This is a genomic window from Shewanella polaris, from assembly GCF_006385555.1.
Lineage (GTDB): Bacteria > Pseudomonadota > Gammaproteobacteria > Enterobacterales > Shewanellaceae > Shewanella > Shewanella polaris.
Genome location: NZ_CP041036.1, coordinates 1 through 21141, shown reverse-complemented (window position 1 = coordinate 21141; position 21141 = coordinate 1). Strand labels below are relative to the sequence as shown.

The window sequence follows — 21141 nt, the reverse complement described above, 5'->3', positions numbered from 1 at the left end:
AAGTGACATTTTGGCATAAGTTAGTCATAGCTCAAACTGTAAACTTTACTTGTAGCTGACCTTGGGTCAGCGTCGCTAATGCTTGATTAAAAGCCAGATGATGCGATTTAGCCAATTCAAAGTGTATTTCTACAATCTCGGAAAATACTTTATCAACAATCTCACCATCATGCAGAGCCACTAAATACTCAACATCTGTTAGTTGGGAATAATGACACACTAAGCTTACAGGGTACCTTATATGCTTAACTTGAGTTTGTATTTGAGTTAATCCTTGCTTTATACCCGAGGTATAAGCACGCACTAAACCACCCACGCCCAATTTAGTACCACCAAAATAACGCACTACAATAACCCCTAGCTCGCCAATGTTTGCGCCTTGTAAGCACGCTAGCATGGGTTTGCCAGCGCTACCTGATGGTTCACCATCGTCACTGGCGCCCATGTCAATGGTATTTTCAGGGCTGCCAGCTACAAATGCGTAGCAATAATGGTTTGCTCCAGGATATTGCAACCTCACGTCAGTAAGTACTAACTTCATGTCACTCGGGTGCGGGCAATGAAATAACAAAGAGATAAAGCGGCTATGCTTTATCTCTTCTTCTATCAATATGTTAGCTTGTGGTATTAAGTATGACTCAATCAACTAAACCAGACTCTCTTGTCATATTTTCATTACGATTATGATGAACAATGACATTGTCTTCGATACGAATACCACCAAATGGGCGAAGCTCATCAATAGTATTCCAATTAACCGCTTGTTTAGCTGATATTGATAATTGTTCAAGTAAGGTATCAATAATGTATAAACCGGGTTCAATCGTTAATACTTGATTTGGTGCTAACACCCGAGTACAACGCAAAAATGGGTGATCGCCTGGTGCAGCAATATTGGTACCACGTTCATCATGAGCATATCCCCCCATATCATGAACTTGAAGCCCTAGCATGTGCCCTAATCCATGAGGGAAAAATGCTCGAGTAATACCTTGCTCAATTAACTGCTCAATACTGCCTTTTGCAATATCAAAATTAATTAGTAATTGTGCAATATGTTGATGAGTCGCAATATGCAAGTCGGTGTATTTAACTCCGGGTTTCATAGTATCAATAATGGCTAACTGTACCTTATTGAGTGCGGCAATTAACTCACAGAAACGGTTTTTTTCAAATGCATAAGTTCGAGTGATATCGGCAGCATATCCGTGATAGCTAGCCCCTGCATCGATAAGAAATGATAAACGTTGTACAGGATTTACATGTTCTAAAGCAGTGTAATGCAAAATGGCCGCATTTTGGTTTAAAGCCACAATGTTGCCATAAGGTACTTCGTTTTCACCCTGACCAATTTCAAGTAAGTACTGCTGTTGGATTTCAAATTCAGTCGCACCATTATAAAAGGCATTTTTAGCGGCTAAATGGCCCTTTACCGCAATTTGGTTGGCTCGGCGCATACACTCAAGCTCATACTGAGTTTTATCTGCACGGTGATAATGTAAATAGTTCATTACCGCATCCGGATTCCGAGCGGTAAAACCTAATATATCAGCCACGTCTAAATGCTCACCTATATAAGCCCATGATGTCAGACTTTTAGGCAAATAGTCAGCAATACGATCAGGCTTAGTCAGTAACTGAATATCAAAATGTTCAGTCCAAAAAGCTTGTGGTACGTCGTTGACTTTATGCCAAAAGTCGACCGGACGATAAAAAACTAAAGTCGGTTTATCTTGGCCATTCGCAATTAACCAACAATTAGCTGTATCCAAAATAGGTAACCAAGCTTTAAATTGTGGGTTCACTTTAAAGGGATAGTTTAAGTCATCTAAAAATTGTCGATGAGGTTGTCCCGAGTGAATCACTAAACCCGATATATTTTCACGTTGGCAAATTTCAGCAACACGACGATTTAGCTCACCGATGTGTGCATGATATAGATGGGCTAACTGATCCATTGACTATCCCTTTTCATAAATATTAACTTATTGAGTCTATCACAAAGATAAAAACTCCTCGCTAAATGACAAAAAATTAAACGGCCGTTTAAATTGGGTGTTGTAATTTGTCTCATTTAGTCGCACACTGATATTTAGTTGGTCAAGAGATGGCCTAAACTACTGTGATTCAAGCTTGATAACTGCACAGTAAATAAGATGTGGAAGTCGCTTTTAAGCAATAAGGAAGCAAGCAATGATCTACCAAAGCCCTACTATTCAGGTTGAGTTACTTGAAGATAATATTGCCAAGTTGTGTTTTAACGCACAAGGTTCGGTAAATAAATTTGACAGAGAAACTCTAGCCTCACTTGATGCAGCCTTAGATAGCATCAAACAAAACACCAAGGTTAAAGCCTTAATGCTGACATCAGCAAAAAGCACCTTTATCGTTGGCGCAGACATCACCGAATTTTTAAGTTTATTTAAGCAAGATGATGCAACACTGCTCACATGGGTTGAACAAGCCAATGCAGTATTCAACAAACTTGAAGATTTACCTTTTCCAACTATCTCTGCCGTTAACGGTTTTGCTCTTGGTGGTGGTTTCGAAACTATTTTAGCCACTGACTTACGTGTTGTTGATACCAATACACGTATTGGATTACCTGAAACCAAACTAGGTATCATTCCTGGCTTCGGTGGCACAGTGCGTTTACCTAGAATTATCGGCGCTGATAATGCACTTGAGTGGATTACCTCAGGTAAAGATCAACGACCAGCAGACGCATTAAAAGTTGGCGCTATTGATGCCGTTGTAGCTCCAGAAGATTTAGAAGCTTCAGCAATTCAAATGCTGAAAGAAGCACTTGATGGCAGCATCGATTGGCAAGCTCGTCGTACCCTAAAGCAATCACCATTAATGCTACCTAAACTAGAAGCCTTGATGTGTTTTAGCACCGCTAAGGGGATGGTATTCTCTGTTGCAGGCAAACATTATCCAGCACCTATGGCTGCTGTGAATGTTGTTGAACAAGCTGCAGGTTTAGGTCGTGATGATGCATTAAAAGTGGAAGCTCAGGCTTTCATTAAATTAGCTAAAACAGAAGTTGCCCAGGCATTAATTGGTATTTTCTTAAATGACCAGTACGTTAAAGCTAAAGCAAAGAAAGCGGGTAAATTGGCTCACGATGTTAACCAAGCAGCTGTATTGGGTGCTGGTATAATGGGTGGTGGTATTGCATACCAAAGTGCAAGTAAAGGCACGCCAATCGTGATGAAAGACATCGCGCAACCTGCACTTGATTTAGGTTTAAATGAAGCGGCGAAGATACTGACAGTTCAAGTAGCTCGTGGACGTTCTACGCCAGAAAAAATGGCAAAAGTTCTCAACCACATCACTCCTTCACTCGATTATGCTGCCATTAAAAATAGCGATATTGTAGTAGAAGCGGTTGTTGAACATCCAAAAGTGAAAGCAACAGTGCTAGCTGAAGTTGAACAATATGTATCTGAAGATGCCATTATTGCATCAAACACTTCAACTATCTCAATCAACTTATTGGCTAAAAGCCTTAAGAAACCTGAACGCTTCTGCGGTATGCACTTCTTTAATCCAGTGCACAAAATGCCATTAGTTGAAATTATCCGTGGTGAGCGCAGCTCTGAAGAAACCATTGCAACCGTTGTTGCGTATGCAAGCAAAATGGGTAAAACCCCAATTGTAGTAAACGATTGTCCGGGCTTCTTCGTTAACCGCGTATTGTTCCCATACTTTGCAGGCTTTAGTGGTCTACTCGCAGAAGGCGCTGATTTTGCGGCTGTCGATAAAGTCATGGAAAAACAGTTTGGCTGGCCAATGGGTCCGGCTTACTTACTTGACGTAGTTGGTTTAGATACCGGTCATCATGCACAAGCAGTAATGGCAGAAGGCTTCCCTGATCGCATGGGTAAAAACGGCAAAGACGCAATTGATATAATGTTTGAAAACAAGCGTCTAGGCCAGAAGAATGCCAAAGGTTTCTATGCTTATTCTGTTGACCGTCGTGGTAAGCCGAAAAAAGACATTGATCCAGTAAGCTATGAATTATTAAGCGCTGAGTTCGGTGAATTAAAAGCATTCGAGTCAGATGACATCATCGCTCGTTGTATGATCCCGATGATCATCGAAACAGTTCGTTGTTTAGAAGAAGGCATTATTGCATCACCTGCTGAAGGCGATATGGGTCTAGTTTACGGTATTGGTTTCCCTCCATTCCGTGGCGGTGTATTCCGTTACTTAGACACCATGGGCGTAGCAAACTTTGTTGCCCTAGCAGACAAATATGCACACCTTGGTGGTTTATATCAAGTAACCGATGCGATGCGTGAACTTGCAGCCAACAACGGTAGTTACTACCAAGCCTAATCAGTGGGAAAGGAATTAAATCATGAAACAAGCTGTTATCGTAGACTGCATTCGTACCCCAATGGGCCGTTCTAAGGCTGGGGTATTTAGAAATGTACGTGCAGAAACATTGTCTGCAGAATTAATGAAAGCTCTGATGGTGCGTAATCCACAACTAGATCCTAACGACATTGAAGATGTTATTTGGGGTTGTGTGCAGCAAACCCTTGAACAAGGTTTTAACATTGCGCGTAATGCATCATTAATCGCTGGTATTCCAAAAACGGCAGGTGCAGTTACCGTAAACCGTTTATGTGGTTCATCAATGGACGCTCTTCACCAAGCGGCTCGTGCAATTATGACGGGCCAAGGTGACACCTTCATTATTGGTGGGGTTGAGCACATGGGTAGCGTACCTATGAGCCACGGTGTTGATTTCCATCCCGGCATGTCAAAGCGTGTAGCAAGAGCATCTGGAATGATGGGCTTAACCGCTGAAATGTTAGGTAAAATGTATGGTGTAACTCGTGAACAACAAGATGCATTTGCAGTACGCTCTCATCAGCGTGCCCATGCCGCTACAGTTGAAGGTCGTTTCGCCAAAGAGATTTGGGGAATCGAAGGTCACGATGCAAAAGGTGCCTTGATAAAAGTGTTGACCGACGAGGTTATTCGTCCTGAAACATCACTTGAATCACTTGCGACTTTACGCCCTGCATTCGACCCAGTTAATGGTACTGTTACGGCGGGAACATCTTCTGCATTGTCAGATGGAGCTTCTGCAATGTTGGTTATGGAAGAATCTAAAGCTCGCGCCTTAGGTTTACCAATTCGTGCACGTATTCGCTCTATGGCCGTTGCTGGTTGTGATGCTGCAATTATGGGTTATGGTCCAGTACCAGCAACCCAAAAAGCATTAGCTCGCGCAGGTTTATCGGTTGCCGATTTAGACCTTATTGAATTAAACGAAGCCTTCGCAGCACAGTCATTACCTTGTGTTAAAGATCTTGGCTTACAAGATGTCGTCGATGAAAAGATTAACCTTAACGGTGGCGCAATTGCATTAGGTCATCCATTAGGTTGTTCTGGTTCGCGTATTTCGACAACACTGATAAACTTAATGGAAGAAAAAGATGCAACACTTGGTCTTGCCACTATGTGTATTGGTTTAGGTCAAGGTATCGCAACTGTATTCGAACGCGTTTAATGGTTATAAAACCAAGCTGATACTTTTCATTTATATCAACTGAGTTGAAAAAAACGAGCCATAAGGCTCGTTTTTTATTTTTTTAATTTGTCTACTTTGGCTAATGTTCCACGTGAAACATGTTTTATGGAAAATAAAAAATCAATTAAAAACTAAAATAACATTAAGAGTGAAGCAAACTTGGCAAGATTAAATGACAAGAGTAACATTAGCGATAATTAGATTAGTAATATAGATAGCATTCAATGACCGATATTTATACTCAAGCACAACACCACTTAGATGCTCTTGGCCTACGCTGCCCAGAGCCCGTTATGATGATCCGCAAAACGGTACGAAAAATGGCTGATGGAGAAGTATTACTTGTCATTGCTGATGACCCTGCAACGACTCGAGATATTCCGAGTTTTTGTGAATTTATGGATCACACGTTAATTGCCAGTGATACCAGCAAAACCCCTTACCAGTACTTGCTTAAAAAAGGATTGTAATTAATGACAATTACATTGGACGCTATCGCATATAAAACAGCAAAGCGCGGCATAATGAAACCAGCCTTTTGTGCCAATGTAACATTAGAGCGAGGTGTCGAAAATGATGTTTTTGGCCGACCAAGTAAACGTCAAGTGACCGTGATGTCAAAACAACAATGGCTAATGGCCTGTCAGCAAATTAATACAAACCTTGACTGGTTAACTCGTAGAGCAAATTTATTAATTAGTGGTTATGAATTTAGTGCCACTGATGTAGGTAAAATTATTGAGATTGGATCAGAATTGCAGTTACAGATTACAGGCGAAACTGATCCGTGCAACAAAATGGAACTAGCTCATCCCGGCCTAGAGCAAGCATTAATGCCAGATTGGCGTGGCGGTGTCACCTGCCGCGTGATTCGAACTGGATTAATACAACTAGATGACTCAGTAAAAATAGATTAGAAAACCGATAAATCATTTTCGTTTAAGCCTTTCATAATAAAATCTAACGCTATAGCACTCATTGTCTATTAATCGATAACAGACATATGTGTTAACGTCTGTCATTAATTGATACAGATTTGTTGTACACCTTATCGGTAATTTATGCGATAAAGGAACTATTCAAACCGACAAACGCAGTAAAGCCAAATACTCTTTAGGTCATCTAATCAGGCAAAATGACATTTCCTAAACGGGTATTGGGCTTGATTAAATCCACTGAAAATAAAAACGACAACGGATAATCTACTCTATGTTGACTCAAAAACTCACTCCACTTTACACGGCAATGGCACTTACTCTAGGTATGTCTAGCTTTGCCTATGCCGAAGATGACAAAATAAAATGGCACGTAAATGCTCCAGAAAATGCGCCATTAAGTAAAATTGATATCAATGTAACCGAAGGCACATGGATGAACGTCAATGTATCGCCAGATGGTGAACACATTGTATTTGATTTATTAGGTGATATTTATCAAATACCGATAGCAGGAGGCGAAGCCAAACCACTGGTAAAAGGTATAGCTTGGCAAATGCAGCCAATATATAGCCCAGACGGTAAGTATATAGCTTTCACCTCTGATGAAGATGGCGGCGACAATATCTGGATAATGAATGCCGATGGTACCAATCCACACCCTATCACTGCTGAAACATTCCGTTTACTGAACAGCCCGGCCTGGAGTCCTGATTCACAGTATTTAGTGGCACGTAAACATTTTACCGGCACCCGCAGCCTCGGAGCTGGTGAGGTGTGGATGTTTCACGTTGCTGGTGGTGAAGGAGTTAAACTAACAGAGCGCCCTAACGAACAAAAAGATTTGGGTGAACCGGCCTACTCGCCAGATGGTAGATATATCTACTTTAGCCAAGATGCGACCCCGGGCAAGACCTTTCATTACTCAAAAGATTCTGTCAAAGGTATTTATAAAATTAAGCGCTATGACACCCAAACGGGCGATATTGAAGTATTAATTGAAGGAACTGGTGGTGCTATCCGCCCAACACCAAGCCCTGATGGCAAAACGCTTGCTTACATCAAACGTGATGGATTCCAATCGACACTATATTCACTGGATTTAAAGTCTGGTGAAGAAACTAAGCTGTATGACAAACTCGATCGTGATATGCAAGAAACCTGGGCAATTCATGGCGTGTATCCAACAATGTCTTGGACCAAAGACAATAAGCACATCGTATTTTGGGCTAAAGGTAAAATTAATAAACTTGATGTCGACAGTAAAAAAATATCTGACATTCCATTCAGTGTTAAATCTCAAAGAGATATTCAGCCATCAGTCCGCTTTACTCAAAACTTAGATCAAGATGAATTTGATGTAAAAATGCTGCGTATGGCACAAGTATCACCTGACGGCGAAAGAGTGATATTTGAAGCCTTAGGTAAAATTTGGATTCGTGATGTTAAAGATGGTAAACATAAACGATTAACCCGTTTAGATGATGACATCAATGAGCTGTTTCCACAGTGGTCACGCGACGGTAAAGACATTGTATTCACTACCTGGAATGATCAACAGCAAGGTACTGTCAGTGTCGTTAGTGCTAGAGGTAGTAAAGCCAAGGTATTGACCAACGAGCCCGGCAAATATGTCGAACCGACCTTTTCGCCTGATGGCGAATATATTGTTTATCGAAAGGCTCGCGGTGGATACATGACACCACGCACTTGGTCACAAGAACCCGGTTTATATAAAGTGGATGTCAAAGGCAGAAAAAGTACTAAGCTCTCTGCCAGTGGTCACCAACCACAATTTGGCGCTGATTCAGACCGTGTTTATTTTATGGATTTCAATAAAACACCAGAGTTTGCTTCTATCGGCATGAATGGTTTTGAAAAGCGTACTCATTACACCAGCGACCATGCTACCGAGTTTCGTTTATCTCCAAACGGTGAACACTTGGCTTTTGCAGAGCGCTTTAGAGTGTATGTCACTCCTTTTGCTAAACATGGTGAAACCGTCGCTATAGGACCTAAAGCAACCAACTTACCAATAACTCAACTAAGTGCTCGTGCAGGTGAAAGCATTAGTTGGAACGGAAAAAACAACCAACTATATTGGACATTGGGCCCAGATTTATATCAAGCTGATGTCGATACTCAATATGCAAAAGCTGAAACCAAGGTCGATCCTAAAATCACTTCAATTAGTTTTAAAAATAAAGTCGATGTTCCACGTGGAACAGTGGTATTTAGCGGCGGTAAAGTAATCACTATGGAAAATGATCATGTCATTGAAAATGGTGTCGTTATCGTTACAGACAATAAAATTGTCAGTGTTGGTGATGCTAATACCGTTATACCTAAAAAGGCCCAAGTTATCGATATTAGCGGTAAAACCATTATGCCAGGATTATTTGATGCCCATGCACATGGCGGCCAAGCAGATGATGAAATTATTCCACAACAAAACTGGGCCTTATATTCAGGCCTGTCACTTGGGGTAACGTCTATTCACGACCCATCAAATGACACTACCGAAATTTTTGCAGCTTCTGAACAACAAAAAGCAGGCAACATTGTTGGTCCGCGAATTTTCTCAACAGGCACTATTTTATATGGAGCCAACTTACCAGGTTATACTTCGCATGTAGATTCACTGGATGATGCAAAGTTCCACTTAGAGCGTCTTAAAAAAGTAGGTGCATTTAGCGTTAAAAGTTATAACCAGCCACGCCGAGATCAACGTCAACAGATTATTGCAGCGGCGCGTGAACTCGAAATGATGGTTGTGCCTGAAGGTGGAAGTTTACTGCAGCACAATTTATCCATGATAGCGGATGGGCATACAACAGTAGAACATTCGTTACCTGCTGCTTCAATTTACAACGACATTAAACAATTCTGGAGCCAAACAGAAGTTCACTACACACCAACTTTAGTTGTCGCTTATGGTGGTATTTCCGGCGAGAATTACTGGTATGACAAAACGGATGTATGGGCTCACCCTCGTCTAAGTATGTATGTTCCACACGATATTTTAGATGCGCGTTCAATGCGACGCATTACTGCGCCTGATGAACATTACAATCATTTTAATGTTGCCCGCGTAGCTAATGAGTTAAACAAAATAGGCGTTAAACCTAATATTGGTGCTCATGGTCAGCGCGAGGGATTAGCTGCGCATTGGGAGATGTGGATGTTTGCTCAAGGCGGCATGAGTAATATGGAAGTTTTAAAAACAGCAACTATTAACCCTGCTACTACCTTTGGTATGGACCATCAACTAGGTTCTATTAAAGTCGGTAAATTAGCAGACTTAATTGTGATTGATGGAGATCCATTAACCGATATCAGAACGACAGATAAGGTCACTTACACCATGGTCAATGGTAAGCTATTTAATTCTGAAACCATGAATCAACTCAATGGTGATAAACATAAGCGTCAGCCTTTTTTCTTTGAAAAAATTTAACGGTTAAGTTAAGCCAATAAAAATGGTGTTCCACGTGGAACACCATTTTTTATGATTAAAATCAATACTGACCGTAACAATGGCAATCAGTCGTATGGTCATTCACCATTCCCACAGCTTGCATAAATGCATAACAAATTGTCGGACCAACAAAGTTAAAACCAAGCTTTTTTAACGCTTTAGACATTGCTTCAGATTCGGGTGTTTGAGCAGGTACTTGGCTTAAAGATTCGAATTGATTGACGATAGGTGAACCACCAACAAAGTCCCATAAAAAAGCAGAAAAATCATTACCCTGCTCTACAAATACCATATACGCTTTAGCATTTTTGATGATCGAGTTAATTTTAAGGCGGTTACGCACAATGCCTGGCTCAAGCATTAATGCTTCAACCTTATCTTGATCAAACTCAGCAATAACACTTGGTTCAAAACCGGAAAACAGTTGCTCGTAGTTTTTTTGCTTTTTTAAAATGGTAAGCCAAGATAAACCGGCTTGCTGCCCATCTAAACAGAGTTTGGCAAAAAGATGTTTAGCATCAAAATCAGGCCGTCCCCAAACGGTATCATGGTAATGCTGATATAAAGGATCTTCACTTACCCAGCCACATCGGTTAACTTGCATGGTACGGTTCCATTAACGTTTTTATGAATACGTTAAAAAATAACCTACATCTGCCTTGCTCTACAAGGTATAATCACTACCATTTTCTATTAATAGCCTGACAGTAGTAGACATGACGACGAAACACGACGTAAAGACATTTCAGGGTTTCATACTAACCCTTCAGGAATATTGGGCGCAGCAAGGTTGCGCAATTGTTCAACCTCTCGATATGGAAGTTGGTGCTGGTACTTTTCACCCGCAGACGTTCTTACGTTCATTAGGCCCAGAGCCAATGAGCAGTGCATACGTGCAACCGTCTCGCCGTCCTACTGATGGACGTTATGGTGAAAACCCTAACCGTTTACAACATTACTACCAATTCCAAGTAGTGCTAAAACCATCTCCAGATAACATTCAAGAGCTTTATTTAGGCTCACTTGAAGCGCTTGGCATTGACACGTTAGTGCATGACATTCGTTTTGTTGAAGATAACTGGGAATCGCCAACATTAGGTGCTTGGGGCTTAGGTTGGGAAATTTGGCTAAACGGTATGGAAGTAAGTCAGTTCACTTACTTCCAGCAAGTTGGTGGTATTGAATGTAGTCCCGTTACAGGTGAAATCACCTACGGACTTGAACGTTTAGCCATGTATATACAAGAAGTAGACAGTGTTTATGACCTTGTATGGACAGATGGCCCATTAGGTCGTGTGACTTACGGTGATATTTTTCATCAAAATGAAGTAGAACAATCCACCTATAACTTCGAACATGCCAATGTCGACTTTATGTTCACCCTATTCGATCAATGTGAAAAAATGTGCATGCACTTACTTTCACTAGAAAAACCGTTACCACTGCCAGCTTACGAGCAAGTAATGAAAGCATCGCATGCTTTTAATCTACTTGATGCTCGCCATGCAATATCAGTCACCGAACGTCAGCGTTATATTCTCCGCGTTCGTACTATGGCCAAAGGCGTAGCAGAATCTTATTATCAAGCACGTGAAGCGCTTGGCTTCCCATTGTGTAAGTAGAGGTAACGAATGAATTTTGAAAACTTACTCATTGAGATTGGTACTGAAGAGTTACCACCAAAATCATTACGCACTTTGGCTGAATCATTTTTAGCTAACTTTACCGATGAATTAACCAAAGCAGATTTACCTTTTGAATCTGCAGTTTGGTATGCCGCGCCTCGTCGTTTAGCCATTAACATTATTGGCTTGGCGCAAGCACAGGCAGATAAAATTGTTGAAAAACGCGGTCCTGCGGTAAGTTCAGCATTTGATGCAGATGGTAACCCGACTAAAGCAGCACAAGGTTGGGCTCGTGGCAATGGTATTACCGTTGAACAAGCTGAACGTTTAGTGACAGACAAAGGTGAATGGTTAGTTCACCAAGCTAAAGTGGTTGGCGTAGAAACTAAAAGCTTAATTGCTGACATGGCACAACGCGCACTCGATAAATTGCCTATTCCAAAACCAATGCGTTGGGGCAATAATAAAACTCAATTTATCCGCCCTGTTCACACGGTTACCATTCTACTCGGTAGCGAATTAATTGACGCTGAATTATTAAGCATTAAGTCTGCACGAATCATTCGTGGACACCGCTTTATGGGTAAAGCTAGTTTTGAACTAGACCATGCTGACAATTATTTAAGCGCACTGAAAGAGCAAGGCAAAGTGCTTGCTGATTATGAATTACGTAAATCACTGATTAAAGCTGATGCAGAAGCTGCTGCGACTAAATTAGGCGGTGTAGCAGATATTCAGGATGATCTATTAGAAGAGGTTGCTTCACTGGTTGAATGGCCTGTGGTATTAACGGCTAACTTTGAAGAAAAGTTTTTAGATGTTCCTTCGGAAGCCTTAGTTTACACCATGAAAGGTGACCAAAAGTACTTCCCAGTATTTGATAAAGCTGGCAAATTATTGCCTAACTTTATCTTTGTCACCAACATAGAATCTAAAGACCCGCAGCAGATTATTTCAGGTAACGAAAAAGTGGTTCGTCCACGTTTAGCTGACGCTGAGTTCTTCTTTAATACCGATAAAAAGCAAACGCTTGAATCTCGTATAGCCAGTTTAGAGACCGTTGTTTTTCAAAAACAACTTGGTACGTTAAAAGCACGCGTTGAACGTATTTCAGCGTTAGCAGGTTTCATTGCAACTCAATTGAATAACCACAACGTAGACACCAACAGTGTTGACGCTAGCCGTGCCGGTTTATTGTCTAAAACAGACCTTATGACGAACATGGTGATGGAGTTTACAGATACTCAAGGCACAATGGGCATGCACTACGCACGCTTAGACGGCGAAACAGAAGCCGTTGCAATTGCACTTGAAGAACAGTACAAGCCTAAATTTTCTGGTGATACTGTACCAACGGCTACAGTGTCATGTGCTGTTGCACTAGCAGAAAAATTAGATACGTTAGTCGGTATTTTTGGCATTGGCCAGGCACCAAAAGGTGCAGCAGACCCATTTGCACTTCGCCGCGCGGCTATCGGTATTTTACGCATTATTGTTGAAAACAATTTGCCACTAGACTTAGTTGACCTTATTGCTAAAGCGCAGGCATTACACGCGGACAATGTCAGTAACGCCAATACTGCCGATGACGTGCTTGAGTTCTTAATGGCCCGTTTCCGCAGCTGGTATCACGATAAAGGCATTCAAGTTGACGTAATTTTGGCTGTACTTGCTCGTCGTCCAACACGTCCTGCTGATTTTAACAGCCGTGTTAAAGCCGTATCACATTTCCGTAGTTTAGAAGCCTCTACAGCCCTTGCTGCTGCAAATAAACGCGTTTCTAATATCTTGGCTAAGGTTGAAGGTAAATTGCCTGAAAACATCAACCAAGCGCTATTAACGGAAACAGCAGAGAAAGCCTTGGCAGATAAACTTGTTCAATTGCAGCCTTTGTTAGCACCATTATTTGCAAACGCAGATTACCAACAAGCATTAACCTTATTGGCAGACTTACGTGAAAGCGTCGATCAGTTCTTTGAAGATGTGATGGTAATGGCTGATGATGAAGCATTAAAAAATAACCGTTTAGCGTTATTAACCAATCTTCGTGAACAGTTCTTGCACGTTGCTGATATTTCACTACTGCAGTAATGAATACTAACCAAAGTAAAAAAAGCGCCTTTTAGGCGCTTTTTTATTATTAAAAAAACTACAAAAATTAATAACAGAATAATATCTAGAAATTGATGAGTTGTTGATGCAATTCGATAAACTGTTCTTCGCTAAACTCTACTTGAGCTAATAAAAGGGCTAAAGCTGGTTTAGGTAATTTATCCGCTTGCAGCAACATCGAACATTCACTAATAATATTGGCTTTCCAAATCAGCAATGCCATATCATCGTCAGGTTTAATATTAGTATTAGCAAGTAACGTTAGCGGTGTTTCAAAGTGTCGAGGTAATTGCCAATGACGAGCAAGAAGCGCACTTAAGGTTAACGACTTAGTGGTCATTACCTGCTTAAAAAGCATTGAGTTAGGTTGCTCTCCAGGTTCAGCTTGATAAAAAGAGTCCACCAGCATTTTAAAAATCGCAATTTTCCCTACATCATGCAGTAATCCCAAAAGAAATGAGCTATCTCGTTGATCTGGACTCGATAACTCACTGGCTAAAAAAGCGACCTGCATTGAATGACGCCAAATTTCAGCGCCAAAACGCCTGAAATAAATCGGTTTTATATCAATTAACTCTCGCGCTAAACACACTGTAATAAATTGTCTTAGTTGTTGCCTGCCAACTTGAACTAATGCTTGCTTAATACTATTAACATCACTATCAGATCGTTTAAACGCGGGGGAATTACACAGCTTGAGCACGTCCACACACAACAAAGGATCTTGTTCAATAAGTTGAATTAGCTCTTGGGTTTTAATCCCGTCATCGCTAAGTTTTTTATCGAGCTCGAGTATTTTACTCGGTAGCTTTAAAACATTTTCCGCAATTGCTTGTGGTGAACTTAATGCCTGTTCAATATTTTGCATTACGTTACGTTCAAGGTTATTAGCAATACCTGTAGTCGTTGTGGATGGCGTTGCAAATAATAAACTATAAAATAAAGCCGATAAATCTAACTGTGATTCAACAGCTTGCTTTTCTGTTACCTCAATGACTGGTGCTTGTTGCTTAGCTTGTTGACGTTTTTCTACTGCGGTGACACCTGTAAATTTGGCTTGTTCATTGCGGTCACGAATATTAAATAACCTTTTAAAGAAATCTGTCACCACGATTGAAAGCCTTATGAGATCTTGTACCAATCAAATTAATTGATACTTTCTTTATAACCATAGCAATAAAAACAAAAATGGGCGCCCTGAGGCGCCCATTATTTATCTAAAATGTCTTATACATCTAAGTTTGCGACATTCAGAGCATTGGTTTCAATAAACTCACGACGTGGTTCAACTTGATCGCCCATTAAGCAGGTGAATAATTGATCTGCAGCAACCGCATCATCAATAGTAACTCGTAACATACGACGTGATTCTGGATCCATTGTAGTTTCCCACAATTGCTCGGGGTTCATTTCACCCAATCCTTTATAACGTTGAATATACAAACCACGTTTAGCTTCGCTAATCGTCCAATCTAGTGCTTCTAAGAAGCTTTCAACTTCCTTAACACGTTCGCCACGTTGTACATAACCACCTTCTTCAATCATACCGTGCAATGCCGCACCTAACTTGGCAATACGGTGGTAATCAGCTGAATTGAAAAAGTCATAACCAAATAAATAGTTAGTATCAATACCATGCTTACGGATCGTCACGCTAGGAGTGTAAACTTTACGCTCAGGATCAAGCATGACATTGGCAGTAAAAATAATACCACTGCTTTCACGCTCAACTAAATCAGCAATAAAAGTATTACACCATGTGAGCATTTGTGCTTCATCACTCAACATCTCTGCTGTCACTTCTGGGTGATATAGCATGCGGTCGAGTAAGTTAGCAGGGAAACGTTTTTCTAAGCGCGTAATAATACGTTCAACTTCACGGTACTGCGCCACTAAACGCTCTAAAGGTTCACCAGACATACCTAGAGCACCAGGGCTTGGATAAACATTGGTACCATCGAGTGCTTGAGTGGTTAAATACTCAGTCAATGCAGGTTCATCTTTCAAATACTGCTCTTGTTTACCTTTCTTCACTTTGAAAAGAGGAGGCTGAGCAATATAGATATAACCACGCTCAATAAGCTCAGGCATTTGACGGAAGAAGAAGGTCAATAGCAAGGTACGAATGTGCGATCCATCGACATCAGCATCGGTCATGATGATGATGTTGTGATAACGAGTTTTATCTGGATTGTATTCATCGCGACCAATACCACAACCTAATGCAGTAATCAGCGTTGCCACTTCTTGTGAAGATAACATCTTGTCAAAACGCGCTTTTTCTACGTTTAAAATCTTACCTTTTAGCGGAAGAATCGCTTGGTTTTTACGGTTACGTCCCTGCTTAGCTGATCCACCAGCAGAATCCCCTTCCACTATGTATATTTCAGAAAGGCCAGGATCTTTTTCTTGGCAATCAGCAAGTTTTCCTGGTAAACCACCTAAATCTAACGCGCCTTTACGACGAGTCATTTCACGCGCTTTACGTGCAGCTTCACGCGCACGGGATGCATCAACAATTTTACCAACAATTAATTTAGCATCTGCTGGGTTTTCTAATAGGTAATCGTTTAACTGCTCACCCATTGTTTGTTCAACTGCACTTTTCACTTCACTAGATACTAGTTTATCTTTAGTTTGTGAACTGAACTTAGGATCAGGAACTTTTACCGAAATAACTGCCGTTAAGCCTTCTCGCGCATCATCGCCAGTAGCATTAGTTTTACCTTTTTTGTTAAATCCTTCACGTTCCATGTAGTTATTCAAGTTACGCGTTAGAGCACCACGGAAACCGGCTAAGTGAGTACCACCATCGCGTTGTGGAATATTATTGGTAAAACAAAAAATATTTTCTTGGTAACCGTCATTCCATTGCATTGCCACTTCTACGGTAATGCCGTCATCTCTTTCTTGAGAAAAATGAAATACGTCTTTATTAATTGGAGTTTTGTTACGGTTTAAGTAATCAACAAAGGCACTAATACCACCTTCGTACTTAAAGAATTCATCTTTATTTTCAATCTCGTCAACCAAGCGAATGCCCACTCCTGAGTTCAGGAATGATAGTTCACGTACGCGTTTGGCCAAAATTTCAAAATGGAATTCAACGTCAGTAAACGTATCTGTGCTTGGCCAAAAACGAAGTTCGGTACCTGTTTTAACCGAATCACCAATTTCTTTAATGGGTGCATCTGGTATACCGTGAGTATAAAACTGCTCGTATATTTTACCGGCACGACGAATGGTTAACTGCAGTTTTTTCGATAAAGCATTAACTACCGATACACCCACACCATGAAGGCCACCGGAGACTTTATAAGAGTTATCATCGAACTTACCACCAGCATGAAGTATCGTCATAATAACTTCTGCAGCGGAGATCCCTTCTTCTTCATGTATCGAAACAGGAATACCACGACCATCATCTTTTACTGAGACAGAACCATCGGAATGAATGGTAATGGTGATTTCACTACAATGGCCGGCTAAAGCTTCATCGATAGAGTTATCAACCACTTCGAATACCATGTGATGAAGACCTGTGCCATCATCAGTATCACCAATGTACATACCAGGTCTCTTACGGACTGCATCAAGGCCTTTTAATACCTTGATACTCGAAGAATCGTAACTATTCTCTGACATATTTATCTCTCATTGTTATTCAATAACCGTTACTTGCCCTTGTTCCACATGAAACATCTTGCTTGGAGGGCTAGATAACGAATCGACTATTGCTAGCGGATCGATAGCAGTGACAAAAATTTGTGCACCGGTTTCGGTTAACTGCTTTAGCAATAGCTGCCTATGCTGTGCATCCAACTCTGACGGTAAATCGTCAACCAGATAAATACTATTTTTATCTAGCTGTTGTTTGAGCAACTTTCCCTGTGCAATACGCAGTGCACAGACTAATAATTTTAATTGTCCACGGGACAACGCATCTTGCGCTGGTAAAGTGCCCACACGCAAACGTAAGTCTGCTTTATGGGGGCCACTGCCCGTATTTCCAGTGGCTAAATCTCTTGAGTATTGGTTTTCAAGTAATTGGGAATAATCCGTTTTACTGTCCCATCCTCGAGTAAAAGAGACCTTAATATCAATCTGAGGTAAAAACACTCCGATTATACCCTTAAGTAGCACATTTAACGAGTCTACATATTGATTTCGTATCTCGGTAACCTGTTCAGCATACCGTACCAACTCCTTATCCCAAAATTGTATTTGGCTATAGGGAGCTTGATTTCTAAGCAATTGATTGCGTTGCTTTAAAACCTTTCTAGTATTGACCCAAGCTTGATAAAAATGTGGATCAGAATGAAATGCCCCCCAATCGATAAATTGACGTCGAGCTTTAGGCCCCTCGAACAATAAAGAAAAACTTTCTGGAGTAATAACTTGGATAGGTAAAGTTTCGGCTAACGTTGATAGGCGCTTCACTTTTTCACCATCAATTTTAACTTCTATCTCACCACTTCGATGGCGACGTAAGCCAATTTTACAGTCTGTATCTGCTGTAATTGAATGTGCGAATAAAGTAAGTTTATCGTCATCATGGTTAATGACACGCTGTGATAAGTGGCTTCGAAATGAGCGCCCCATACCCAAAAAGTAAATAGCTTCGAGGATACTGGTTTTGCCACTGCCATTTTGGCCGTAAATCAAGTTTAAGCCATCGCAAGGCTGCAATGACGCAGAGGTAATATTGCGGAATGAACCAATGGTAATACGCGATAAACTCATGAAAACCTATTGTGATAAATGCAGTTAATAATCCTATACAGACAAATAAGGTGCCTTACAGCACCTTAATAAACAATAAGCAGATAAACCGTTACAGACGCATTGGCATCACTACATACATAGAATCTTCTTCTTTGTGGTTCTCTATCAAAGCACTAGAATTACCATCAATTAAGGTAATACGCACTTCATCGCTGGCTAAGTTATTTAGCACATCAAGAAGATAACTAACGTTAAAACCAATTTCTAAAGCTTCAGAGTTATAATCAACATCAATAATCTCTTCTGCTTCTTCTTGCTCGGGATTATTGGCAGTTATTTTCAATAAACCAGGCTCGAGCTGAATACGTACTCCACGGAATTTTTCATTCGACAGAATAGAAGCACGAGTCAATGCCTGTTTTAGCTGGTTACGACTGGCTATGACGACTTTATTGCCACCCTTAGGTAATACACGTCGGTAATCAGGGAAACGACCATCAACAAGTTTACTGGTAAACACGGCTGAACTAGTTATGGCTCGAATGGCATTATCACCAATGGCAATTGTAATGTCTTGATCATCACTGTCGAGCAAGCGCGCCATTTCAACAACACCTTTACGAGGCACAATGACTTGTTTTTCAGGTAATGAAATATCAATAGTACGATGGCTTAATGCTAAACGGTGACCGTCGGTGGCAATTGCACGTAATACATTACCTTCTGTTTCAAATAACAAACCGTTGAGATAATAGCGAACATCTTGGTTAGCCATTGAAAACTGAGTAGAATCAATAATCGATTTCAACACACCTTGCTTTAAGTTAAATTCAATATCTGCTTGAAACTCTTCAACGTTAGGGTAATCTTCGGCGGGTAATGTTGCCAATGAAAAACGGCTGCGACCTGAACGCAATAACCATTTATTGTCTTGTTGTTCGACTTTTAATTCACTTTGCTCTGGTAATGATTTAACAATATCCAATAGTTTTTTAGCCGGAACAGTAGTACGACCAACAACAATATCTCCATGAATTGCCGCTTGACCGACCAACTCAACTTCTAAATCAGTACCTGTAAGCTTAAGTGAGGACTCACTAACTTCAACGAGCAAGTTGGCTAAAATAGGTAAATTGTGTCTGCGCTCTACTGCGCCGCACACTAGCTGCAATGGCTTTAATAGGGCATCCCTATCAATTGAAAATTTCATCGTGTCTACATTCCCTGAATTACGAAGACAAAGTTCTAATCAAGTTAGCATAATCTTCTTTAATGTCATGACTTTCTTCGCGTAATTGCGCTATTTTACGGCATGCATGTAAGACTGTCGTGTGGTCTCGACCACCAAAAGCATCACCAATTTCCGGTAAGCTTTGGTTTGTAAGTTCTTTAGATAGCGCCATTGCCACTTGTCTAGGTCTAGCGACACTACGAGAGCGACGCTTAGACAGCATATCTGCCATTTTTATTTTGTAGTATTCAGCAACCGTTTTCTGAATATTATCTATAGTGACTAATTTTTCTTGCAGTGCCAAGAGATCTCTTAATGCTTCACGCACAAAATCGATAGTGATCGGACGGCCAGTAAAGTTGGCATTGGCAATCACACGGTTTAGTGCACCTTCTAATTCACGTACGTTTGAACGTAAACGCTTGGCAATAAAGAATGCCACTTCATCAGGTAAATTAATGCCACTTTCTTGTGCCTTACGCATTAAAATCGCCACGCGGGTTTCTAACTCTGGTGGCTCAATAGCAACCGTTAAACCCCAACCAAAACGCGATTTCAAGCGATCTTCTACCCCGTCGATCTCTTTTGGATAACGGTCAGAAGTTAAAATAATTTGATGATTGCCTTCAAGTAACGCATTAAAGGTATGGAAAAACTCTTCTTGTGAACGATCTTTATTGGCAAAAAATTGAATATCATCAATAAATAATGCATCTACGCTGCGGTAATAACGCTTAAATTCTTCAATGGCATTATTTTGTAACGCTTTCACCATGTCCTGAACAAATCGTTCAGAATGCATGTACACCACTTTAGCATTGGGATTATTTTTAATAATTCCATTACCAACTGCATGTAATAAATGTGTTTTACCTAAACCGGTGCCACCATATAAAAATAATGGATTATAAGCACCACCTGGGTTTTCAGATACTTGTAACGCCGCCGCTTTACCTAATTGGTTCGATTTACCTTCAACAAAGTTATCGAACTGGTATGTAGGATTAATATTGCTACGGTGATTGGCATTAATAATGGGTTCGGCCTGAGTATTAAAAGATGTCGTTCCTACTTGGGCTTTTGTTTGACGATTAACAGGCTTAGCAGCTACTGGAGCGGGTGCAACAGGACGTGCAGAAGGACGGCTACCAATATCAAAACGTAACATAGGTGCATTACTGCCCATTTGTTCAGTAAAAAATTGATTAATGATATTGATGTATTTATCGCGTACCCAATCGAGCACAAAACGATTTGGCGCATACAAAACCAATGTATCACCATCCATTTCAGCCTGTAACGGACGGATCCACATACTGAACTGCTGCGCTGATAACTCGTCTTGCAGTCTGCCGATACATTGTTGCCAAAGTGAAACCGCCACTTATTTATCCCCAATATCTTTAATCAAAGGAGGTGTATTCTATAGTGAGATCACAATGATCGCTATCCTTAAAAGAATAATTATCCCCAACGGGATCATT

Annotated in this window: 15 protein-coding genes; 7 read left to right on the top strand and 8 right to left on the bottom strand. The window is 40.7% G+C overall.

The genetic code is table 11. The features are described from left to right. Positions 1-31 precede the first annotated feature (31 nt). Together FH971_RS00075 and pepQ are read right to left on the bottom strand one after the other, a co-directional pair. A complete protein-coding gene (locus FH971_RS00075) occupies positions 32-646 on the bottom strand; it encodes a YigZ family protein (RefSeq protein ID WP_140232861.1) in 615 nt (204 codons plus the stop codon). Continuing rightward, complete coding sequence (gene pepQ / locus FH971_RS00070; RefSeq protein ID WP_140232859.1) at positions 639-1958, bottom strand: Xaa-Pro dipeptidase; 1320 nt, start codon at positions 1956-1958, stop codon at positions 639-641. The genes FH971_RS00075 and pepQ overlap by 8 nt, the downstream gene beginning before the upstream one ends. Positions 1959-2193: 235 nt before the next feature. On the opposite strand from pepQ, the gene fadB reads away from it, so the two are divergent. The 5 genes from fadB to FH971_RS00045 all read left to right on the top strand — a co-directional run bounded on the left by fadB (position 2194) and on the right by FH971_RS00045 (position 9943). Further along, complete coding sequence (gene fadB / locus FH971_RS00065; protein WP_140232857.1) at positions 2194-4344, top strand: fatty acid oxidation complex subunit alpha FadB; 2151 nt, start codon at positions 2194-2196, stop codon at positions 4342-4344. 22 nt (positions 4345-4366) lie between these two features. Continuing rightward, positions 4367-5530, top strand: coding sequence for an acetyl-CoA C-acyltransferase FadA (fadA, locus tag FH971_RS00060; RefSeq protein ID WP_140232855.1), 1164 nt, complete (start codon positions 4367-4369; stop codon positions 5528-5530). A 245-nt stretch (positions 5531-5775) separates the two neighbouring features. After that, complete coding sequence (gene tusA / locus FH971_RS00055; protein ID WP_137224084.1) at positions 5776-6021, top strand: sulfurtransferase TusA; 246 nt, start codon at positions 5776-5778, stop codon at positions 6019-6021. A gap of 3 nt (positions 6022-6024) precedes the next feature. After that, a complete protein-coding gene (locus FH971_RS00050) occupies positions 6025-6468 on the top strand; it encodes an MOSC domain-containing protein (RefSeq protein WP_140232853.1) in 444 nt (147 codons plus the stop codon). Between the two features lie 292 nt (positions 6469-6760). Then, positions 6761-9943: an amidohydrolase family protein gene (locus FH971_RS00045; RefSeq protein ID WP_140232851.1), complete on the top strand. Its 3183-nt coding sequence runs from the start codon at positions 6761-6763 to the stop codon at positions 9941-9943. A gap of 61 nt (positions 9944-10004) precedes the next feature. Here the strand turns inward: FH971_RS00045 and FH971_RS00040 are convergent, their stop codons facing one another. Beyond that, on the bottom strand, positions 10005-10568 hold the full coding sequence (locus tag FH971_RS00040; RefSeq protein WP_140232849.1) for a DNA-3-methyladenine glycosylase I: 564 nt from the start codon (positions 10566-10568) through the stop codon (positions 10005-10007). A 112-nt stretch (positions 10569-10680) separates the two neighbouring features. On the opposite strand from FH971_RS00040, the gene glyQ reads away from it, so the two are divergent. Beyond that, positions 10681-11586, top strand: a complete 906-nt coding sequence (gene glyQ / locus FH971_RS00035; RefSeq protein ID WP_140232847.1) for a glycine--tRNA ligase subunit alpha — start codon at positions 10681-10683, stop codon at positions 11584-11586. 9 nt (positions 11587-11595) lie between these two features. Next, on the top strand, positions 11596-13680 hold the full coding sequence (glyS, locus tag FH971_RS00030) for a glycine--tRNA ligase subunit beta (protein ID WP_140232845.1): 2085 nt from the start codon (positions 11596-11598) through the stop codon (positions 13678-13680). 85 nt (positions 13681-13765) lie between these two features. On the opposite strand, the gene FH971_RS00025 is transcribed toward glyS, so the two are convergent. The 5 genes from FH971_RS00025 to dnaA form a co-directional block, all read right to left on the bottom strand. Next, the gene (locus tag FH971_RS00025; RefSeq protein ID WP_137224096.1) at positions 13766-14812 is read right to left on the bottom strand and encodes an HDOD domain-containing protein; all 1047 of its coding nucleotides are present in this window, start codon (positions 14810-14812) and stop codon (positions 13766-13768) included. 116 nt (positions 14813-14928) lie between these two features. Continuing rightward, positions 14929-17346 (bottom strand): DNA topoisomerase (ATP-hydrolyzing) subunit B, encoded by a 2418-nt coding sequence (gyrB, locus tag FH971_RS00020; RefSeq protein WP_137224098.1) that lies wholly within the window; start codon positions 17344-17346, stop codon positions 14929-14931. A gap of 15 nt (positions 17347-17361) precedes the next feature. Further along, on the bottom strand, positions 17362-18444 hold the full coding sequence (gene recF / locus FH971_RS00015) for a DNA replication/repair protein RecF (protein WP_140232843.1): 1083 nt from the start codon (positions 18442-18444) through the stop codon (positions 17362-17364). A gap of 91 nt (positions 18445-18535) precedes the next feature. Continuing rightward, on the bottom strand, positions 18536-19636 hold the full coding sequence (gene dnaN, locus FH971_RS00010; protein WP_140232841.1) for a DNA polymerase III subunit beta: 1101 nt from the start codon (positions 19634-19636) through the stop codon (positions 18536-18538). A 19-nt stretch (positions 19637-19655) separates the two neighbouring features. Further along, positions 19656-21041, bottom strand: a complete 1386-nt coding sequence (gene dnaA / locus FH971_RS00005) for a chromosomal replication initiator protein DnaA (RefSeq protein ID WP_137224104.1) — start codon at positions 21039-21041, stop codon at positions 19656-19658. Between the last annotated feature and the right edge of the window lie 100 nt (positions 21042-21141).